This is a genomic window from Bordetella genomosp. 11 (assembly GCF_002261215.1).
GTDB lineage: Bacteria > Pseudomonadota > Gammaproteobacteria > Burkholderiales > Burkholderiaceae_B > Bordetella_C.
In genome coordinates, this window is record NZ_NEVS01000004.1 from 17,118 (window position 1) to 36,869 (window position 19,752).

At 65.8% G+C, this 19,752-nt stretch carries 16 protein-coding genes and 1 pseudogene; 7 read left to right on the top strand and 10 right to left on the bottom strand.

The genetic code is table 11. The annotated features are described in order from the left end of the window. Positions 1-16: 16 nt before the first annotated feature. Positions 17-589 (bottom strand): carboxymuconolactone decarboxylase family protein, encoded by a 573-nt coding sequence (locus tag CAL28_RS07730; protein ID WP_094840868.1) that lies wholly within the window; start codon positions 587-589, stop codon positions 17-19. 206 nt (positions 590-795) lie between these two features. On the opposite strand from CAL28_RS07730, the gene CAL28_RS07735 reads away from it, so the two are divergent. The 5 genes from CAL28_RS07735 to CAL28_RS07755 all read left to right on the top strand — a co-directional run bounded on the left by CAL28_RS07735 (position 796) and on the right by CAL28_RS07755 (position 5,150). Then, positions 796-1,689 carry a LysR substrate-binding domain-containing protein gene (locus tag CAL28_RS07735; RefSeq protein ID WP_094840869.1) on the top strand — a complete coding sequence of 298 codons (894 nt, stop codon included), beginning with the start codon at positions 796-798 and terminating at the stop codon, positions 1,687-1,689. 260 nt (positions 1,690-1,949) lie between these two features. Continuing rightward, positions 1,950-2,789: a Bug family tripartite tricarboxylate transporter substrate binding protein gene (locus tag CAL28_RS07740; RefSeq protein ID WP_176463921.1), complete on the top strand. Its 840-nt coding sequence runs from the start codon at positions 1,950-1,952 to the stop codon at positions 2,787-2,789. A gap of 229 nt (positions 2,790-3,018) precedes the next feature. After that, complete coding sequence (locus CAL28_RS07745; RefSeq protein ID WP_440588427.1) at positions 3,019-3,834, top strand: tripartite tricarboxylate transporter substrate-binding protein; 816 nt, start codon at positions 3,019-3,021, stop codon at positions 3,832-3,834. Positions 3,835-4,155: 321 nt separating this feature from the next. Then, positions 4,156-4,788 (top strand): hypothetical protein, encoded by a 633-nt coding sequence (locus CAL28_RS07750; protein ID WP_094840872.1) that lies wholly within the window; start codon positions 4,156-4,158, stop codon positions 4,786-4,788. 14 nt (positions 4,789-4,802) lie between these two features. After that, a complete protein-coding gene (locus CAL28_RS07755) occupies positions 4,803-5,150 on the top strand; it encodes a hypothetical protein (protein ID WP_094840873.1) in 348 nt (115 codons plus the stop codon). Between the two features lie 118 nt (positions 5,151-5,268). Here CAL28_RS07755 and CAL28_RS07760 read toward each other — a convergent pair whose 3' ends face one another. The 9 genes and pseudogenes from CAL28_RS07760 to CAL28_RS07800 all read right to left on the bottom strand — a co-directional run bounded on the left by CAL28_RS07760 (position 5,269) and on the right by CAL28_RS07800 (position 16,381). After that, a complete protein-coding gene (locus tag CAL28_RS07760) occupies positions 5,269-5,811 on the bottom strand; it encodes a DUF934 domain-containing protein (RefSeq protein WP_094840874.1) in 543 nt (180 codons plus the stop codon). Further along, the gene (locus CAL28_RS07765; protein ID WP_094840875.1) at positions 5,804-7,537 is read right to left on the bottom strand and encodes a nitrite/sulfite reductase; all 1,734 of its coding nucleotides are present in this window, start codon (positions 7,535-7,537) and stop codon (positions 5,804-5,806) included. Before CAL28_RS07765 ends, CAL28_RS07760 begins: the two co-directional genes overlap by 8 nt. A 274-nt stretch (positions 7,538-7,811) precedes the next feature. Then, positions 7,812-8,261, bottom strand: a complete 450-nt coding sequence (locus CAL28_RS07770; RefSeq protein ID WP_094840876.1) for an HU family DNA-binding protein — start codon at positions 8,259-8,261, stop codon at positions 7,812-7,814. A gap of 220 nt (positions 8,262-8,481) precedes the next feature. Next, the gene (cobA, locus tag CAL28_RS07775; RefSeq protein ID WP_094840877.1) at positions 8,482-9,294 is read right to left on the bottom strand and encodes a uroporphyrinogen-III C-methyltransferase; all 813 of its coding nucleotides are present in this window, start codon (positions 9,292-9,294) and stop codon (positions 8,482-8,484) included. A 1-nt stretch (position 9,295) separates the two neighbouring features. Then, positions 9,296-12,040 carry a nitrate reductase gene (locus CAL28_RS07780; RefSeq protein ID WP_440588428.1) on the bottom strand — a complete coding sequence of 915 codons (2,745 nt, stop codon included), beginning with the start codon at positions 12,038-12,040 and terminating at the stop codon, positions 9,296-9,298. Between the two features lie 64 nt (positions 12,041-12,104). Continuing rightward, positions 12,105-13,325: pseudogene (locus CAL28_RS07785) on the bottom strand (NAD(P)/FAD-dependent oxidoreductase); the annotation flags it as partial. 33 nt (positions 13,326-13,358) lie between these two features. Further along, positions 13,359-14,249: an ABC transporter ATP-binding protein gene (locus CAL28_RS07790; protein WP_094840880.1), complete on the bottom strand. Its 891-nt coding sequence runs from the start codon at positions 14,247-14,249 to the stop codon at positions 13,359-13,361. 4 nt (positions 14,250-14,253) lie between these two features. After that, entirely contained in the window at positions 14,254-15,078 is an 825-nt protein-coding gene (ntrB, locus tag CAL28_RS07795) for a nitrate ABC transporter permease (protein ID WP_440588370.1), read from the bottom strand. Between the two features lie 10 nt (positions 15,079-15,088). Next, positions 15,089-16,381 (bottom strand): CmpA/NrtA family ABC transporter substrate-binding protein, encoded by a 1,293-nt coding sequence (locus CAL28_RS07800; protein WP_094840882.1) that lies wholly within the window; start codon positions 16,379-16,381, stop codon positions 15,089-15,091. Positions 16,382-16,797: 416 nt separating this feature from the next. Between CAL28_RS07800 and CAL28_RS07805 the strand changes: the two genes are divergently transcribed. Together CAL28_RS07805 and CAL28_RS07810 are read left to right on the top strand one after the other, a co-directional pair. Further along, a complete protein-coding gene (locus tag CAL28_RS07805) occupies positions 16,798-17,418 on the top strand; it encodes an ANTAR domain-containing response regulator (protein ID WP_254926047.1) in 621 nt (206 codons plus the stop codon). Positions 17,419-17,606: 188 nt separating this feature from the next. Then, on the top strand, positions 17,607-19,736 hold the full coding sequence (locus tag CAL28_RS07810) for a DUF5710 domain-containing protein (protein ID WP_094844472.1): 2,130 nt from the start codon (positions 17,607-17,609) through the stop codon (positions 19,734-19,736). The last annotated feature ends 16 nt before the right edge of the window (positions 19,737-19,752 follow it).

The window sequence follows — 19,752 nt, forward strand, 5'->3', positions numbered from 1 at the left end:
GCGTTTCCGGGCGTTTTTATTCGATTGCCGACGGGGGGATCGAGCCCATCTCGCGCGGCTCGCCGTCAGGCGGCATGACCTCGAAGACATTCAGCGTCATCGACACCAGCGAGTAATAGCCCGCGATGCCGACCAGGTCGATGATGCCCGCTTCGCCCAGGACCATGGTGGCTTTCTCGTAGAGCGCGTCCGGGATGCGGCGCTGCGCATGCAGCGTCGTCAGGAACTCGTGCACCAGGATCTCGTCATCGTTGACGTAGGGGATGGGCTTGCCGTCGCGCAGCGCGTCTATCATGGCTTCGGCCAGGCCTGCCTTCAGCGCCAGCTGCTTGTGCGCCCACCACTCGAACTCCGAGCGCCAGTGCCTGGCCAGGATCAGGATCGCCCATTCGGAAAGGCGCGGGGACAGGCTGGTTTCATAGCGGCAGTACCGTCCCAGCGCCTGAGCGGGTTCCGCCAGTCCGGGCCGATGCAGCCACACGGCCAGGGGGCCGCGGACGCGGCCACGCGGGCCGCTCGCGATCAGGTCATGAATGCGCTGTTGTTCGGCGTTCATCTGGCCGGGTTGCAGCGGTTGTATGCGTGCCATCTGGGTCTCCTTCGTTATGCTGTCCGTCGCGCGTCCACGCGGTGTCGGCTGGAATTCTGGGCGGCGGATTGGCTCCAGTCCAATATATTTTTTGGAAAGCTTTAATTCCAAAATAGAATTACAGACTTCGCGGGGAACCGTGGCGCAGCGCGGCTGCCTCACCCGCGCAGGGTGTCAGCATACATCCGCGTCGCAAAGGCATATCGATGGATCCCAAGTCCCTACGCTACTTTCTTGCGGTCGCCGAAGAACTGCATTACGGCAGGGCGGCGCAACGGTTGCATATCTCCCAGCCGCCGCTCACCAAGAGCATCCAGCAGCTGGAGGCCCGGCTGGGCGTGTCGCTGTTCGACCGCAACAAGCGCAGCGTGCGCCTGACGCCGGCCGGGCTGACGTTGATGGAAGAAGCCAGGCGCCTGTTGGCGCAGAGCGAGCTGTCCATGCGGGCCGTGCAGCGCAGCGCGCTCGGCGATACCGGCAGGGTGCGCATCGGTTTCGTCGCCGCGGTACTGTTCATGGGCGTGGAAGCGGTTTTCCGGCGCATCGATCGCGAGGCCTCCGGCATCGATAGCGTCTGGGAGGAAATGGGCTCGTCCGACCAACTGGAAGCGCTAAGGCAGGATCGCATCGACCTGGGATTCGGGCAAATTTCCAATGGACCGGCGGGCATGGGTTTTCATCGGGTCGCCAGCGACCCCCTGGTCGTCGCCATGCCGCAGTCCCATCCCCTGGCCTCGCGGCGGCGCGTGCCGCTGGGACGCCTGATCGGCGACCCGTTCATTCTCATACCGCGCCAGAGCGCGCCTACGTTTCACGATCTGGTCATAACGGCCTGTATGCAGGCCGGCTTCAGTCCCAACATCCGCCACTATGCGATGCACCTGGTGTCGGTAGTCAGTCTCGTCGCGATGGGTCGCGGCGTCTCCCTGGTCCCGCGCGCCTTCGCGCGCGCCGCACTGCCGGGCGTCGTATTCCGCCCCATCGAAGGCGTCAAGGCACATGCGGAGTACTCCGTGGTGTGGAACCCGCGGAATAATCTGCCGATCCTGCCCCGGGTGTTGGGGTTGTTGGGGGTGCCTCCCGCCAGTCAGGGGCTGTGATGCTTTGATCGCAGGATCGGGAGTCCGGGGAACTCGCCGCCGTATGACTGTACCTATCGCCCGGCGGACAGCGCGCAGGCTGTCGCTGTTCAATTCGATAGGTGGTGACTGTGATACTTTTCCGGAAGCCGGAATTCGCGGCTCTGTTCCTGAGTACGGCGATCCCCATATGTCCCGGTGCCCTGGCAGCGGAGTCAATGTATCCTCAAAGACCGGTGACGATAGTGGTCGGGTTTCCGCCTGGCGGGCCCACCGATGGTTTGGCACGCATCGTCGCCCAACGCATGGGCGAGGACCTTCGTCAGAAGATAGTGGTCGAAAACCGACCCGGCGCGGCGGGTAATGTAGCCGCTGCTTCCGTAGCCCGCGCAACACCTGACGGATATACGGTATATCTGGCGACCCGCGCCAACGTACTTAATGAAGTCCTGAACGGAAGCACGGACTACAAACTGGATCGGGATTTCGCTCCTGTTGGCATGCTCGCAACCGTTCCCAATGTGCTGGTAGTGGGCAAGTCTTCATCGGCGACCCGCGCCTCGCAGTTCATCGCGCAGGCCAAAGCCGATCCGGGCAGGCTCAGCTGCGCTTCGGGCGGCGTGGGTTCGACAAGCCATCTCTTGTGCGAGCTGTTCCAAAGGGAGACGCGCACAGAAATGCTGCATGTTCCCTATCGGGGCGCTGGGCCGGCCCTGATAGACATCATGGCCGGGCAGGTCGACAGCAAGTTCGACAGCCTGCCTTCCTCGCTCGAACACATACGGCGCGGCGACCTGCGTGCCCTTGGAATTTTATCGAAGGAGCGATCGGGCATCGCGCCGGAGATTCCTACCTTGGAAGAGGCGGGCGGTCCGGGACTTTACGTGGAATCGTGGTATGGATTATTGGCGCCCACCGGAACCCCCCAGGAGATACTCACGAGGTTGAATGGCTCGCTGAATACCGTCCTGGATGATGCGCGCGTGAAGAACGCCTACATGCGTGCAGGTTACGCATTGCCGCCGCGGTTGAATACGCCCGAGGTATTTCGGGATCTGCTGGCCGCGGAGGCTGAGCGCTGGTACTGGACCACGAAGGCCCGTGAAATCAGTTTGCACTAGCTCGTCGGCGTCGTAGCGACCCGGTAGTGCCGGATGCATTGAACCGTGGATGGAGACGAATGCAATGTCCATACGAACATCGTTCCCGACTTGCCAGGCGGCGGCGAACGTGCCTGGGACAATCGACCAGGCGGTGCCTGTCAATTATCCACGCCACCCGATAACCTTCGTTGTCGGCTTCCCACGTGGAGGACCGGTCCATTTCCTGGCTTCGTTGATTTCCCGGTCCATGAGAAGGGTATTGGGGCAACGCGTCATTATCCAGAACCGGCCGGGCGCCGCGGGGAATAGAGGTGCCGCGTCCGCTGCTCACGCGGCTCCCAACGGCTATACGCTCTACGTGTGCTACCGGGGAAATACCATGAATCAGCTGCTATATCGGGTACTGGACGTCGATATGATGCGGGATTTCGTACCTATCGGCTTGATCGCCACTGCTTCGAATGTCCTGGTGGCGCACCCCGATGTGGCGGCAAGGACCGTCGACGAGTTCGTGTCGCTGGCACGCCGGGCCCCCGGGAATCTTACCTTCGCGTCCGCCGGGCCGGGCTCCAGCAGCCATTTGTTGTGCGAGCTCTTCAAGCTTGCGACTCAGAGCGATGTACTGAATATTCCATATCGAGGTGCCGGCCCGGCGCTCGACGACTTGCTGGCCGGCCGTGTCGACGCCAAGTTCGAAAGTTTTCCTTCGTCACAACCGCATATCGAGGCGGGCAGCCTCCGCCCCATCGCGGTGGCCGGCCGAAAGCGCATTGCTTGCCTACCGGATACGCCGACCATGGAAGAGAGCGGCTTTGCCGGGTTTTTTCTCGACAACTGGTACGGTCTTATGGCACCGGCCGGGACACCGTCGGATATCGCACTGCAACTGAACGAGGCACTCAATTGCGCCCTGACGGACAAAGAGGTCCAACAGGCCGTCGGAGCGCGTGGATACATCCTTCCCCAGTCACCTAACGGCCCGGGATTGCTCCTGGACTTGATCGCGGCTGAGTATCGAGAATGGAAAGCCATCGTCGAATCCAGGGCCGCACAGCGGAATTAAGTATTGACGCCCTGGCCGAGCGTCCGGAACTCGCTACCGTTAGCTCCGGGGGCCGTTCGCGACCCATGCCAGCCCAACACACCAACGAAAGCATAGGTCCCGCTTTCCCGAGCGCTATATGGATGGGCTTTCTTCCGCCGGCTCGCGCGTAGCCATGCGGAATTTGCTCGCAATCGCCGAAAGGCGCGACATCCTGCTCTACGGTGCGCGCGCCGGCGGTGCTCATCCGTCCATGGCATGACGCTTGCGGACCTGGACAAGTGCCCATCGATACGCCGATGCGGCATGGCTACAAACCAAAGGCTATCCAGGGAGGCTGTCATGGCACTTATCGTTGCCGCACGGTTCACCACCTTCGAGCAGGCCCAGGGCGCCGCGAGAGCTTTGTTCGCCCAGGGATTCGCCGAAGACGACGTGCATGTTTTCTACGTCAATATGGCGGGCGCGCACGCCACATATCCCATAGGCGGGGACCGCCAGGCCGACCCGGACGCCGGGGGCGCGCAATATGGCGCGCTGCTGGGTGGCGCGGGACTGGCCCTGGTCGGCGCCGTCGCTGGCGGGCTGATCGGGGGCGCCCTGGGTTTGGCGCCGCTGGGCGTGCTGGCCGTCGCGGCGGTAGGCGCGTATATCGGATCATTGATGGGCGCGCTGTGGGTAACCGGTCGCCGCAAGCCGGGGGTGTCGCGCAACCGTGGCGCGCCCGCAGAGCACCCCGAGGCCCGGCATGCCGGCGTGCTGCTGGCATTGCATACCGACCAGAGCCGAGAAGAACTGGCGTGCAGGGTGCTGCGGGACGCCGGCGGCGTGGATGTGGAGCGCGCGCAGGGCCGCTGGCAGGACGGACGCTGGGTGGATTTCGATCCCTTGCGCCCACCCGAGCGCGAACCTGAGTCGATGGGCCGCGCGACGTCGGCCGGCGTGCCGCGTGGCGGCCAGGTCAGCCCCCGATAAAAGAGGAGTACGCCATGGCGGATTACCGCGATTTCGATATCGAGATGACCATCGTCCCGGATGCGGCGGGCCAGTATGAGGCAGCCTTCGTCATCCACGAAGCGCGCGGCGGCCAGCATGGGGGCAAGGGCGAGGAGGCGCGCGGCGCGGGTTCGCCCAACCTGAAGGCCGACAAACGGCCGGACGGAGATTCCGGCCAGCGCGCGCCGGAGGGCACGCGCGGCAGCCAGAAACAGGCCGGTGATGCCGCGGCGGGGCGCTATGCCTTCCCGCCTGTGGGCAGCTACCCCACGCCGGACGATGCCCGCGAACAGACCGGCGCCTGGGCGCGCAAATGGATAGACCTGAACTTTCCGAAATAGAGAGCCGGCGCGCGTAGGGGGGCGGAGTGCCCGTCCTCCCTTTCAATGGCAAACGGCCCGTTCTGGACGGGCCGTTTGTTTGCGTCGTACCTGCGTGCGGACGCTGGTGCGATGGCGCTTATGCGTCGGCGAGTTGCGGCTCGGGCGGACGCGCATACCCGTGTTGATAGTGGTGGCTGAACGTCTTGAGCGCGTGCAGCGCCTTCACGGGGTCGTGCCCGGCCTTGACCGCGAAGCTGTCGAATCCGCATCGGGCCTGGTAGTGGATCGTATCGATCAGGACGTCTCCCACCGCGCGCAGCTCGCCCTGCCAGCCGTGATGCGTGCGCAGGATCTGCGCGATGGAATAACCGCGTCCGTCCGTGTACATGGGGAAATTCACGGCGATATAGGCAATGCCGCGGGGGTCGATTTCGCGCGCGCCGTTCTCCAGTAAATCCGCAGGTTCCGCGTCCGGTCCCAGCAGAATGGCGACGGGATGGCGCCGCGCGCGCAATATGTCGCGCGCCTTCAGCCAGGTGGACAAGGGGACGATCCAGTCCGGCTCGTCGGGCGGGCCGGCGGCCGCGTCGTCCGCGTCCGCGGGTTCATAGTGGCGCGACGTATCGGCCTGCAGGCGGCCGTAACGGATCAGGGTGTGGGGGAAAGTCTGGTCAGGCATGAACGGGCTCTCCGGTCTTCTGGCGATCGGTATCGCCATAGACATCGTGCTTGAAGGGGTCGATCCCGACGCGGGCGACCACATCGACAAAGCGTTCTTCGTCGCTGTCGCGCAGGCGCAGGTAGGTGCGGATCAGGGTTTCGACGACATCGGGAATCTCGTCGCGGGCGAAAGACGGACCGATGATGCGACCGATCGCCGCGCCGCCCGCCCGCAGCGGGTCGACATCGTTCAGGTTGTCGCCGGCGCCGTTCTGCCGGCCGCCTATCGTGACCTGGTACCACTCCTCGCCGGCCTTGTCGACGCCCAGGATGCCGATATGGCCGACGTGGTGGTGCCCACAGGCATTGATACAGCCGGAGATGTTCAGGTCGAGTTCGCCGATCTCGTACAGGTAGTCCAGGTTATCGAAGCGTCGCTGGATGGCGTCGGCCACGGGTATGGAGACGGCATTGGCCAGCGCGCAGAAATCGCCGCCCGGACAGGCGATGATGTTGGTCAGCAGGCCGATATTGGGCGTGGCGAGGTTCAGCGGCTTGAGCGCGGTCCATAGTTCGTAGAGGCGGCTGCGGCGCACGTCCGCCAGGATCAGGTTCTGCTCATGCGAGACACGCATTTCGCCGAATGAATAGTCGTCGGCCAGCGCGGCGATGGCGTCCATCTGGTCGGCGGTCACATCGCCGGGTGGGGTGCCGGTCGGCTTGAGGGACAGCGTGACCGAGGCATAGCCGGCCACCCGGTGCGGGCGGACATTCTTGCGCAGCCAGCGGCCGAAGGCGGGGTCCGCCGCCGCCAGCGTATCGGTGGGATCGTGTTCCTGCCCGGCGGCCGCGTCGTACGCCGGCCACGTGAAGCGGCTGGCGATTTTGTCCAGCTCGGCCTGCTTGAGCTTGTTCGGGCCGTCCTTCAGGTAGGCCCATTCCTGTTCGACCTGCTCGGTGAACACCTCGGGCGTCAGGTCCTTCACCAGGATCTTGATGCGGGCCTTGTACTTGTTGTCGCGGCGCCCGTGCAGGTTGTACACGCGCAGGATGGCCTGCAGGTAGGTCAGCAGGTCTTCCCATGCGACGAACGGGCGGATCAGCTTGCCGACGATGGGCGTACGGCCCATGCCGCCGCCGACCCAGACGCGAAAGCCGACGTGGCCGTCCTGTTCCAGTGCCTGCAGGCCGATGTCGTGCACGCCGACCGCGGCGCGGTCCTCGTGGGCGCCGCTGACCGCGATCTTGAACTTGCGGGGCAGGAAGGCGAATTCCGGATGCAGCATCGACCATTGGCGGATGATTTCGCACCACACCAGGGGATTGGTCACCTCGTCCGGCGCCACGCCGGCGAAGTGATCGGTGGTGGTGTTGCGTATGCAATTGCCGCTGGTCTGGATCGCGTGCATCTGCACGGTGGCCAGATCGGCCAGGATATCCGGCACGTCTTCCAGCTTGGGCCAATTGAACTGCATGTTCTGGCGCGTGCTGAAATGGCCGTATCCGCGGTCGTACTTGCGCGCGATATGTCCCAGCATGCGCAGCTGGCGGGACGTCAGCATGCCATACGGAATCGCCACGCGCAGCATGGGAGCGTGCCGCTGTATATACAGGCCGTTCTGCAAACGCAGGGTGCGGAAGTCGTCTTCGGACAAGTCGCCGGCCAGGAAACGTTGCGTCTGGTCGCGGAACTGGGCCACGCGTTCTTCGACCAGTTGCTGGTCTATGGGGTCATACACGTACATGTCTATGCGCCTCGAAACGCACGCCGGAAGCGGGTGCGGCAGCCCTGGAAACGGACCGGAAACCGCAATCGTAGCGTGGAAGAAGGCCGCGTGTCCCGGCTATTGACCGCAGGTTATTTGCTTAGACGGTGGGCTTATTTGGTGGCAAAACGCCGCCAAAGAAAAACCCGCCTTGCGGCGGGTTTTCCAACGTGACGCTCGCTTCGAAAGCACGCTGCCTTTAATGCATGCTTTTAAAGCAGGCTTCTGAAGCTGCCTTCAGAACTTGCGCGCATTACTGCGCGGCGTCCTTCAGTTTCTTCAGCGGACGGACCTTCACCTTGACCGAAGCGGGCTTGGCGGGGAACCAGCGCTCTTCACCGGAGAACGGATCCTTGCCGAAACGCTTGGGCTTGGCGGGGACTTTTTGCACGGAGACCTTGAACAGGCCGGGCAGCGTGAATTCGCCGGAGCCCTTCTTGTTCACGGACGCCAGCACGGCACCTTCCAGGCTTGCCAGGACGGCCTTGACCGACTTGGCTTCCACGCCGCTCTGTTCGACCACGTGGGCGACCAGTTGGCTTTTGTTCAGTGCGCTCTTCAACGCGGTTACGGGCGCGGCGGCTTTCTTGGCCGGCGCGGTCTTGGTTACAGCGGCCTTCTTGGCAACGGCTTTTTTGGCCGGGGCTTTCTTGGCAGCAGTCGTGGAGGCTTTCTTTGCAGGAGCTTTAGCTTTAGTGGCCATGGTCGAAAGAATGGTTAGGTTGAAATAGCAGAAGGCTCAAGCCGTACGCCTGGCGACGGCTGAACGCGATAATACTTAAGCCGCGCAGTTATGTACATTATTTGGCGTGTATTGCACGCGAAAAAGCCCTGTAGAGGCGCTACAACAACGGTTGCGCCTTCACAGAGCCCTAAAAAAAGGGGTTTTTCGCGGCTTTTGCGTTATCGGGCCGTTGAAAACCTCAGGCCACCATGGCGAAGGCGGCGGGTTGGGCGGCCGCGTCGATCAACGATACCGCCGGTCCGATCACGATGACGGCGGGGCTGGACAGGCCCGCCTGAACGATATCCGCGGCCATGCGATCCAGGCGGGTCACGATATGGCGCTGCTCCGGGCACGATACGCGATGCGCCACGGCGACCGGCGTATCCGCGGCAAAACCCGCTTCCTGCAGCTCGCGCGCCAGCGTGCCCGCGTCGCGCATGCCCATGTAGCACACCAGCGTCAGGCCGCTGGCGGCCAGTACGCGCCAGTCGGGCCGGGTATCGTCCATGGTGTGCGCGGTGACCAGCGCCACGCCGCGACTCAGCCCGCGATGCGTCAGCGGCAGCCCCAGCGCGGCGCCCGCCGCCAGGCCCGCGGTGATGCCGGCCACGGCTTCGGCGTCGATGCCGCGGGCCGCCAGCCACTGCAGTTCTTCGCCGCCGCGCCCGAAAATGAAGGGGTCCCCGCCTTTTACGCGTGCCACGCTGCGGCCCTGGCGGGCGTAGCGTGCCATCAGGCGCAGGATGAAATCCTGTGGCGTGGAGCGGCAGCCGCCGCGCTTGCCGACCTTGACGATGCGCGTGCCCGGCGCCGCCAGGGCATGGATGTCCGCGCCGACAAGGTCGTCGACGAGCCAGACATCGGCCTGCCGCAGAATGCGCGCGGCCTTCACGGTGAGCAGGTCGGGATCGCCCGGCCCGGCGCCGACCAGCCACACTTTGCCGCGCCGCGTGGGCGCGCCTGCCGGGGAATCCGTCGTGGCGCGCGCCGTTTCGGGGGTGGGTCTCATCCTAGGCTCCTTCGTGACTATGCGCGCGCGCCACCATGCGCGCGACTTCCGGACCGCAGGATCCGCAGCCGGTTCCGCAGCGCAGGGTGTGCCGCAGGCCGTCCAGGTCCAGGCCGGCGGCGATTCCGGCCTGGATGGCGCGGTCGGTGACGCCGTGGCATACGCAGATGGTGCGGTCACGGGCGACGGGGCGGGTGCGGCCCATCAGCAGTTGTGCCAGGCTGGCGGGCGGCGGGCCGCCGTCCGCCCAGGCCTCCAGGGTGTCCACGACGCGCGTGTCTCCGGCCAGCAGGAAGGCCGCCGGCGATGTGCCGGCCAGGGCGATGCGCCGCACGATGCCGCGATGCGGATCGTCATAGGCCGCCTGCGGCCGCGCCAGGTCCAGTTCCGCGCACAAGGCCTCCAGCGTGTCGATGTCCGGCGCCTGCGCCGCCGCCAGGGCGATCCGCGCGCCGTCCGCGCCCAGCGCCGTCGGCAGCACCGCCGCATAAGGAAAGCGGCGCAGCCACGGAGCCAGGCGTTGCCGCAACAGCGCGGCATCGCCGCGGATCCAGCCTGCCGCCTGCCACGGCAGCGCGGCGTGTTCCACCGCGATCGCGCAGTGCTTCAGTTCGGGCTGGCGCGATAGCGGATCGCGGGCGGGATTGGTCAACGCGTTCACGCCGTCCCCGGCGATGAAGGCGCTGCCCCAATGCATGGGCAGGAAAGCCTGGCCGGCGCGCAGGCTGTCGTCCGCGCGCACGGCGATATACAACTGGCCGCGCCGCGACCTGACTTTGGCCAGCGCGCCGTCGGCCAGCCCGGCGGCCGCCATGTCGCGCGGGTGCAGCGACATCCAGGGTTGCTCGACGTGCCGTGTCAGCGCCGCCGACAGCGCGGTACGCGCCATGGTGTGCCAGTGGTCGCGCAGGCGGCCGGTGGTCAGCCGCAGCGGGTAGTCCGCGCAAACCGGTTCGGCAACGGGGGTGTAGCCGATGTCGGCGAAACGTGCGCGGCCGCCGGGCGTGGCGAAGCGGCCATCGGCGTACAGGCGCCGGACGCCGCCTTGCGCGTCGCGGCGATACGGCCATTGCTGGGGGCCGTCCCGTTCCAGGATGGCGTAGCTGAGCGCGCTGTAGTCCAGGTCGCGGCCGGCCGTCGTGCGCGCGTGTTCGGCGAAGACCTCGCTTTCGTCGGCATAGTCGAACCGCGCGGCCCTGGCGGGCGCGATGCGCCGCGCCAGGCGGGTGGCCACGCCGGCGGCCAGGCGCCAGTCGGGCCGGGCGTCGCCGGGCGGCGCGATCGCCGCGCGCACGCGGCTGATGCGTCTTTCGGAATTCGTCACGGTGCCTTCTTTTTCCGGCCATGTGGCGGCGGGCAGCACCAGGTCGGCGTAGGCCAGCGTTTCGGTGCCGGCATAGGCGTCCTGCACGATGACCAGTTCGGCCTTCTCCAGCGCGGCCCGCACGCGCGCCTGGTCGGGCAGGGATTGGGCCGGATTGGTCGCCACGATCCACAGGGCCTTGATACGGCCGTCCAGCACCGCGTCGAACATCTCCAGCGCGGGCAGCCCGGGCGTGGCGGGGATGCCGTCCACTTCCCACAGCGCCGCGACTTCGGCCCGATCGGCCGCGCTGCCGGGATCGCGATGGCCGGGCAGCAGCGTCGCCATGCCGCCCGCTTCGCGGCCGCCCATGGCATTGGGCTGGCCCGTCAGCGAAAACGGTCCGCTGCCCGGCTTGCCGATCTTGCCGGTGGCCAGGTGTAGGTGGATCAGCGCCGCGTTCTTGGCGGTGCCGCTACTGGACTGGTTCAGGCCCATGGTGTACAGCGACAGGGTCGCGGGTACCTGGGCGAACCAGCGCGCCGCCTGGACGATATCCGCGGCCGGCACGCCGCAGATCGCCTGCGCGGCCTCCGGCGTGAATTCGCGGATCCGGCGTTCCAGGGGCTCGAACCCCTCGGTGTGGCGTTCGATGTAGGCCCTGTCGATGGACGACTCCGCCACCATGACGTGCAGCATGGCGTGGAATAGCGCGACGTCCGTGCCGGGCAGGATGGGCAGGTGCAGGTCCGCGGCGGCCGCGGTGTCCGTGCGGCGCGGATCCACCACGATGACGCGCATATGCGGGCGCGCCTGGCGCGCGGCTTCCAGCCGGCGGAACAGCACCGGATGGGCGTACGCCACATTGGCCCCGGCGATGAACACCGTATCCGCCAGTTCCAGGTCGTCGTAGCATGCCGGCGGCGCGTCGGCGCCCAGCGTCTGCTTGTAGCCCGCGACGGCGCTGGACATGCACAGCCGCGAATTGGTATCGACGTTGTTGGTGCCCACCAGCGCGCGCGCCAGTTTGTTGAAGACGCTGTAGTCTTCGGTCAGCAATTGGCCGGACAAGTAGAAGCCCACGGCATCCGGGCCATGGCGGCCGATGATGTCGGCCAGCCTGTCCGCCGCGATGTCCAGCGCCCGGTCCAGCGCGATGTCGGTACGCGCTTCGCCGCGCCCCGGGCGCCATTGCGCCCGCAGCACCCGCGCGGCGTCGGCGCGGACGGTATCGGCCAGCCGCAGGCCTTTGCTGCAGAGGCGTCCAAGGTTGGACGGGTGACTGTCATCGCCGGCGATGGCGATCACGCGGTTGCCTTGGGCCTGCACGCGCACGCCGCAGCCCGTCCCGCAGTAGCAGCAAACCGAGGACACGGTGCGCGAGGCGGTCGGATTCGCCGCATCGGCGGCGTTTTCCAGGAAATACGGTGCATCCATCGTCAGGACTCCACTGCGGGGATCGCGCCACGGTCCGATGAGCCGGCCGGGCGGTGGTCGTGTGCGTTCAAGATTCCCCCGTGGCGGCCGATTCGCCCAGCATCAGGCGGTCGCGCAGGCCGGCCAGTGCCGTGCCCTCGCGGATCAGCCGGAAATACCAGGCGCCGTCGGCGGTGTCGCCGTACAGGCAGGCTCCCACCAGTTTGTCGCCCTTGATGACCAGTTTCTTGTAGATGCCGTCCACGGTATCGGTCAGCGTGATCGCCTGCGTGCCGTCTCCGCCGATGAAATCGCCGGCGGAGAACACATCGATGCCGGTGACTTTCAGCTTGGTCGAGGTGATGCTGCCGGCGTAGCGGCCGGTGCCGCGCAGGGCGAGGTGGTTGGCCGCGACCTTGGCCTGCTCGAACAGCGGCGCGACCAGGCCATAGGCGATACCGCGATGGCTGACGCATTCGCCCACCGCATAGATCAATGGGTCGTAGGTCTGCATGGTGTCGCTGACGACGATGCCGCGATTGACGTACAGGCTGGCGCGCTCGGCCAGCGCCGTATGCGGCCGGATGCCGACCGCCATGATGACCAGGTCGGCGGCGATTTCCTCGCCGTCGGCGAATCGCAATGCGCGCACGTGGCCCTCGTCGTCGCCCAGGATGGCGGCGGTCTGGCGGGCCATCAGGAACTTCAATCCGCGCGCCTGCAGGCTGTTTTGCAGCAGGCCGGCCGCCTGGGCATCCAGCTGGCGGTCCAGCAGGCTCGTGCCCAGGTGGACGACCGATACGTCCATGCCCCGGGTGGCCAGGCCGTTGGCGGCTTCCAGGCCCAACAGGCCGCCGCCGATGACGACGGCGCGCCGGTGCGTGGCCGCCGCCTCGATCATGCGGTTGACGTCCTGGATGTCCCGGAACGTGAGCACGCCGCGCAGATCGTTGCCGGGCACGGGCAGGACGAATGGCGTGGAGCCGGTGGCCAGCAGCAGCTTGTCGTACGGCGTGACGGTGCCATCCGCCGCATGGACCTGCCGGCGCGCGCGATCGATCTTCGTCACGGGGCGGTTCAGCAGCAGCCGGATGCCATGATCGGCATACCATTGCTCATCGTTCAGGACGATATCCCGCAGGCTTTGCTCGCCCGTCAGCACCGGAGACAACATGATGCGGTTGTAGTTGGGATGGGGCTCCGCGCCGAATACCGTGATGTCGTACAGGCCGGGGTCGAGCGCCAGAAGCTCTTCCAGCGTGCGCGTTCCCGCCATTCCATTGCCTACCACGACCAGCTTCTGCTTTTCCATGTCTTGTCTCCGGGAAGCCCACGTGCCGGCGTGTCAGGCGGCGTTTCGCGCCCGTGCCGGTTCGAGCTGCGCGGAATGGACGAAGGGGGCCGCGGCGGCGGGCGCCGGCGCGGCGGTCTCGGCGCGCGAGCCGGATTGGGCCGGGTTCCCGTAGCGGCGATGCAGGAAATCCACCACCGCGGCGCGGCAGGCCAGGTAGCGGGGGTCTTCCGCCAGCGCGACGCGGTCGCGCGGGCGCGGCAGGGGGACTTCCTGGATCTGGCCGATGGTGGCCGCCGGGCCGTTGGTCAGCATGACGACGCGGTCGGACAGCAACACGGCTTCGTCGACGTCGTGGGTCACCATCATCGTCGTGGTGCGCGTCTTGGCGACGATCTTCAGCAATTCGTCCTGCAGATGCGCGCGCGTCAAGGCGTCCAGGGCGCCGAAAGGTTCGTCCATCAACAGCACCTTGGGCTCGATCGCCAGGGCGCGGGCGATGCCGACGCGCTGCTTCATGCCGCCGGAGATCTCGCGTGGCAGCTTGGCCTGCGCGTGGCCCAGCCCCACGAGCTCCAGCGCGGCATGCGCGCGTTCCGCCAGGCGGGCCTTGCTTTCCTGCTTCCCGAAGACCCGTTCGACGGCCAGGTGCACATTCTGGAAGCAGCTCAGCCAGGGCAGCAGGGAATGATTCTGGAACACGACGGCGCGTTCCGGGCCGGGCCCGGTGATTTCCTTCTCCGCGCACAGCAGCACGCCGGAGGTGGGCCGGGTCAGTCCCGCCACCAGGTTCAGCAGCGTGGACTTGCCGCAGCCGGAATGGCCGATGAGGGTGATGAATTCGCCTTGGGCGACGGTCAGATCGATATCGCGCAGGGCGACGAACGGCCCCTTGCGCGTGCCGAAGACCTGGCCCACGCTTTCGATGCGTACGAATTTTTCCATCGCCTTACTCCTCGTAGGTGTAGCGTTTGGCCAGTTGCATCAGCAGCACATCGAGTGTCAGCCCGACGATGCCGATCACGAATATCGCGATCACGATGTGTTCGACCTTGAGGTTGTTCCACTCGTCCCACAGCCAGAAGCCGATGCCGGTGCCGCCGGTCAGCATCTCGGCCGCGACGATGACCAGCCAGGCGGTGCCGATGGACAGCCGTACGCCGGTCAGTACGTGCGGCAGCGCGGCCGGCAGCAGCACGCGCGTCATGACCTTCCATTCGGACAGGTCCAGCACACGGGCCACATTCAGGTAGTCCTGTGGCACACGCTGCACGCCCGCCGCGGTGTTCAGGATCATCGGCCATATCGAACAGATCAGGATGGTCCAGATCGCGGCCGGATTGGCCGCCTTGAACAGCAGCAGCCCCAGCGGAAGCCAGGCCAGCGGGGAAACCGGGCGCAGCAGGCTGACGATGGGCGACACCATTGCGTTCAAGGCCTTGAAGCGGCCGATGGCAAAGCCCAGCGGAATGCCGATCAGCGCCGCCAGCCCGAAACCCGCCGCCACGCGCGCCAGCGAGGCCAGCACGTTCCAGCCTATGCCCTGGTCGTTCGGGCCGTTGTCATAGAAGGGATGGGCGAACAGCACGACCGCCGCGTCCCAGGTCCTGGCGGGCGTGGGGATGGCCGGCACCAGCAGGGCAATGACCTGCCACACCAGCACAAAGACGGCGAAGCCGGCGGCCGGGCCGACGACGGCGCGCAGCATGCCCTCGAGATATTCGCGCCACGGCCAGGACGGGCGTGCGCCGGATAGGGGAAGGGAGCGGTCCATGGCGAAGTCCTCAGGCCTTGATCTTGAATCCGTCGGCATACGCCGCCGGGTTGCTGCCGTCCCACACCACGCCGTCGATCAGCGTGGACGCGCGCATCTCTTTCGGCGGCAGCGGGGCACCGACGATGGCGGCGGCCTGCTTGTAGATATCGATGCGGTTGATCTGCGTGGCGACCGCCAGGTAGTCCGGATGTTCCTTCAGCAGGCCCCAGCGCTTGTGCTGGGTAAGGAACCACATGCCGTCGCTCAGATAGGGGAAATTGACCGCGCCATCGCCGTAGAAGCGCATGGGGTGCTCGTCGTTCCAGGTCTTGCCCAGTCCGTTCTCGTAGCGGCCCAGCATGCGGTCGACGATCACGGCCATGTCGGTGTTGATGTACGACTTGGCCGCCACGGTTTCGGCCGTCTTGCGGCGGTTTTCCGGCGACGCATCGATCCACTTGCTGGCCTCCAGCACGGCGGCCGTCGCGGCGCGGGCGGTATTGGGATAACGGGTGGCGAACTCCGCCGTGCCGCCGAGGACTTTCTCGGGATGGTCGGCCCAGATCTGCTGCGTCGTGACCGCCGTGAATCCCACCTTGTCCAGGATGGCGCGGGCATTCCAGGGCTCGCCCACGCAGAAGCCGTCCATATTGCCGATGCGCATATTGGCGACCATCTGGGGCGGCGGTACGGTGATGACCTTGGCGTCGCGCATGGGATGGATGCCGTTGGCCGCCAGCCAGTAGTACAGCCACATCGCATGCGTGCCGGTGGGGAACGTCTGCGCGAAGGTGAATTCGCGCTTCTTCTCGGCCATCAGGCGCGCCAGCGCGGCGCCATCGGTGACGCCGGCATCCTTCAACTGCTGCGACAGCGAGATGGCCTGGCCGTTCTGGTTCAGTCCCATCAGCACGGCCATGTCCTTCTTCGGCCCGCCTATCCCCAAATGCACCCCATAGACCAGTCCGTAAAGGACATGAGCCAGATCGAGTTCACCGTTGATAAGCTTGTCCCGCACGCCGGCCCACGACGCTTCCTTGGACAGCACGAATTTCACGCCATGCTTCTTGTCCAGGCCCAGCACCGAGGCCATGACCACGGACGAACAATCGGTCAGCGGAATAAAGCCGATCTTGACCTCGGTCTTTTCCGGGGTGTCGGTGCCCGCTGCCCAGGCGCCGGCACGCACGCGCGGATCGACCACGCCAAGGATGCTGGCGCCGGCCAGCGTCCGGGTCGCCCATCTCATGACGCGGCGCCGCTGGAAATCGGCCGGCGCGGCGGCGAGGGTCGGATGCTGCGGAAAAGTCTTGAGCTTCATTCGATCGTCCCAGAAAGAGGCCTTGCTCGCGGCCGGCCAAAAAAAAAACGTTCCGCGCGCGCAGGGCTATCCCTGTGCGTGCGGAACGTCGTTGTCCCGGTCGCCGCTTGGCGGCGTATGACGGCCCCCGTTGGCCGTCCGTGATTCTTCAGAAGCAATACCTATGCCAAAATCCATGCCGCCCGGTTGGTGGAAAGATTTACTTAATTATCAATGGCTTGGCGGAATCATCGACGGCGATCGACGCGTTTTGCTCCCAGCGCTGCCCCAATTGGCATCGCCGCGCGTGCGGCCTGATGGTGCAGTGCGGCGGCGGTGTGCGCCATTACGGTGCGCGCGGTCCGGGTATGGTGCACGCGCCTGCCGCGTGGACCGGACCACGGCTATTGCGGGGCAGGGCCGCGGTCCGAAATGGCATGCATCTTGCATTGCACAAGGTGGTGGCGTGCGGAGGGCACATGCTCAGGGTGATGTTGATCAAGGACGGCGAAGGACGCGTGGCGGAGCTGCGGAGCACCCTGGAACAAGGGGGCGTTCGCATCGTCGCGGAGGTCCTGCCGGCCGCGGATCTGTCCTCCCTGATTGCCCGTCACGCGCCGGATGTGGTGCTGATCGATGCCGACGCGCCGTCGCGCGACACGCTGGAAGGGGTCTGCGTGGCCAGCGCGCACGGCGACCGCCCGGTTGTCATGTTCACCGAAAGCAACGACCGCCAGGCCATGCGCGCCGCCTTGCAAGCCGGGGTGGCCGCGTATGTCGTCGGCGAGGTGCCCGCGTCCCGCATCCGCAGCCTGCTCGACGTCGCCATCGAGCGCTACGCCGTCGATCGCGCGCGTCGCGAAGAGCTGACCGAGGCGCGCCAGCGCCTGGCCGAGCGGCAGTGGGTCGACAAGGCCAAGGGCCTGCTGATGTCGCTGCGCGGCGTCTCGGAGGAAGAGGCCTACCGCATGCTGCGCGACCATGCCATGAAGAGCCAGCAGCGCATCGGCGAAGTCGCCCGCGCCATGGTGGAAGCCGCCGGCTGGCTGAAGGGCTGACGCCAGCGGATCGTCCGCGGGCCTGCTTTCCAGGCCAGGACCGCCTGCCTCGCATGGCGCATACCGGGAAATCGCTTGTCCTTTGCAGACGGACTGCGATTCAATAGGCTCCCGCAAGATCCATGGTCATCGATGACAGGGCGCCCGCAGCCCCGCATCCCGGCCAGTCGAAGATTGACGATATCGCGATGAGCCAGCCTGCAACTCCATTGTTCGTTCCCCAACGTTTCGTACCCACGCGCGAGCAGTGCGATATCCAGTTGTCGCGTCATCGAGTCACCCTTATCGAAGCCAATGCGGGGGCGGCCAAGACCACCACCTTGGCGCTTCGCATAGGCGAAGCCCTCGCGCGCGGGCTTGCGCCGGAGCGCATCCTGGCGCTTACGTTCACGCCCGAGGCGCGGGACGTGATGCGTGCACGGTTGATCGAGGTCGGCATTGCATCCGGCATCGCCTCTCGTATATGGGTGACGACCATGGAGGACCTGGCGCACGACGTGTTGAAAGGGATCGAGGATGCCGTACCGCCGAAGCGCCCTTCGAGCCGGCAACTGCGAGAGACGGCGCTCGAGGCGCTGGAGAACGTCAGCCTGGCCTACCAAGACCTGGAGGCCTCGCTCGATATCCGGACGCATAACGTAGCGGTAAGCCAGTTTCTCGATGCATTGCTGCGGCTGAAGGCCAGGATGGCATTCGAAAGCGTCGACGATGCGCCTGGCCTGGAGTTCGTTGCCGAGGATCTGGGTGTAACGCTGACGACTTATCTATGGTCGCTGGAATACGAAAAGCTGCGGCGGGGTTTATTTGCTGAGGTGAGCTTTCGCGGTCCGTTCGACGCCACCTATGACCTGGCGAAGCTGCTGCGCGAAGAACCGGAATCCGCGGAGCGCCTGCCGGACGTCGCCCTGATAACGGCGGATGAGCTGCACGACCTGAATGAAGCTTCCTTCAGTGTCCTGGAAGCGCTGTATCGGCGGGCCGACGTCTATTTCGTGGGCGCCGGCGACCGGGACCAGGTCATTCACACCCAGGTCGGCGCCGACGCGCAATTTCTGATGCAGCGCTTCGCATACGCCTCGCGCTACCCGTTGACGCTGACCTACCGCCATGGCCCGCACCTGGCCTATGCGATGCGCGAGCTGAAGAATAAACCCGTCGACTCCGCGCTTTCCTCGCGTACCGATATCGAGTTGCTGACCTATCCCGATGCGCAGGCGAGTGAATGCGCGAATCGGGTAGTGCAAGCCGTACAGGCGTGGCAGTCCAGGAAAAAGCCGCTGGATGGTTGCGCGATCCTGCTGCGGGAAAGGCACCAGTCCGTGGAGATCGAGAACGCGTTGATGCAGGCCAATATCGGCTACCGGACCGGCAGTATGACAAGTTATCTGCTGCGCGAGGAAATCCTGTTCCTTCGCGGCATGCTCGCCATCGCATTGGATAACCTCGAGGCGGTGCGTTCCGCGTCGGTTCGCGGCGCCATCGTCGAGGCGCTGGCGGTGTTCGGCGAGGTGCCGCTGGAACCGAAGGAAATAGACGAGGCGAAACAAACCATAGCGCGTCATCCCGAGATGCTGCGGGACTTCTTTGTCGGGCAGATCACCCGGGTAGGGAACCAGGCGGTCAGCGCTCGCATCACCGCCGCCGTACAGTCGGTGCGCTCGGCCCCGCCGGAGACGCCGGCATACGAGACGCTCCGGGCGGTGTGCAAGCTCCTGGACGTGGAGGCGCTTGCTCACCGTGTTTATATCGATCCGCATGAGGCGGCGATCATCACGTATTCCATCGACGGTTTCGTCGCCATGGCGCAGCGTTCGGCCATGAGCCTGCGGGATTTCCACGACTGGCTGGGTGCCGCCGATGAGTTCGTCTCTTCGCGGCGAAGCAGGAATCTGGTGTTGATCGAATACGCCGCGCATTCCAAGGGCAAGGAATACGACCATGTGTTGATTCCGTTCCTGGCCGCCGGGGAGTTTCCCAGCGCGATCCACGATCCGCGCGATGAGGAAAACCTTTTCTATGTGGCCGCTACGCGTGCGCGATCTCGCCTGACCTTGATCGCGCCGGCCGGGGAAGATCGTCGCAGCCCGTTCATCGCGCGGATGCGCTTGACGCAGACGGAAGCGTATGCGGACGCCGTCCTCCGGCAGGAGCCGCGGCGCGAGGCGGTATCCCGGGCGCGCCGCGATCTATCCGTTCCCTATGCGGACAAGGACATCGCCAAGGCGCTCGGCGCGAAATGGGATGCCGTGCGCAAGGTATGGTATGTGCTCCCGGATCAGGACATCGGGCCGTTCGCGCCCTGGCTGCCCAAGCAGTAAGCCAGCGCCGGATCGG

Excerpts from the sequence above, each read along its gene's own strand:
- CAL28_RS07730 (WP_094840868.1), bottom strand. The coding sequence starts at position 589 with ATGGCACGCATACAACCGCTGCAACCCGGCCAGATGAACGCCGAACAA.
- CAL28_RS07800 (WP_094840882.1), bottom strand. The coding sequence starts at position 16,381 with ATGAAGCTCAAGACTTTTCCGCAGCATCCGACCCTCGCCGCCGCGCCG.
- CAL28_RS07805 (WP_254926047.1), top strand. The coding sequence starts at position 16,798 with ATGCATCTTGCATTGCACAAGGTGGTGGCGTGCGGAGGGCACATGCTC.
- CAL28_RS07810 (WP_094844472.1), top strand. The coding sequence starts at position 17,607 with ATGAGCCAGCCTGCAACTCCATTGTTCGTTCCCCAACGTTTCGTACCC.
- CAL28_RS07760 (WP_094840874.1), bottom strand. The coding sequence starts at position 5,811 with ATGCCTGACCAGACTTTCCCCCACACCCTGATCCGTTACGGCCGCCTG.
- CAL28_RS07765 (WP_094840875.1), bottom strand. The coding sequence starts at position 7,537 with ATGTACGTGTATGACCCCATAGACCAGCAACTGGTCGAAGAACGCGTG.
- CAL28_RS07755 (WP_094840873.1), top strand. The coding sequence starts at position 4,803 with ATGGCGGATTACCGCGATTTCGATATCGAGATGACCATCGTCCCGGAT.
- CAL28_RS07735 (WP_094840869.1), top strand. The coding sequence starts at position 796 with ATGGATCCCAAGTCCCTACGCTACTTTCTTGCGGTCGCCGAAGAACTG.
- CAL28_RS07790 (WP_094840880.1), bottom strand. The coding sequence starts at position 14,249 with ATGGAAAAATTCGTACGCATCGAAAGCGTGGGCCAGGTCTTCGGCACG.
- ntrB (WP_440588370.1), bottom strand. The coding sequence starts at position 15,078 with ATGGACCGCTCCCTTCCCCTATCCGGCGCACGCCCGTCCTGGCCGTGG.
- CAL28_RS07745 (WP_440588427.1), top strand. The coding sequence starts at position 3,019 with ATGAGAAGGGTATTGGGGCAACGCGTCATTATCCAGAACCGGCCGGGC.
- CAL28_RS07750 (WP_094840872.1), top strand. The coding sequence starts at position 4,156 with ATGGCACTTATCGTTGCCGCACGGTTCACCACCTTCGAGCAGGCCCAG.
- CAL28_RS07770 (WP_094840876.1), bottom strand. The coding sequence starts at position 8,261 with ATGGCCACTAAAGCTAAAGCTCCTGCAAAGAAAGCCTCCACGACTGCT.
- cobA (WP_094840877.1), bottom strand. The coding sequence starts at position 9,294 with ATGAGACCCACCCCCGAAACGGCGCGCGCCACGACGGATTCCCCGGCA.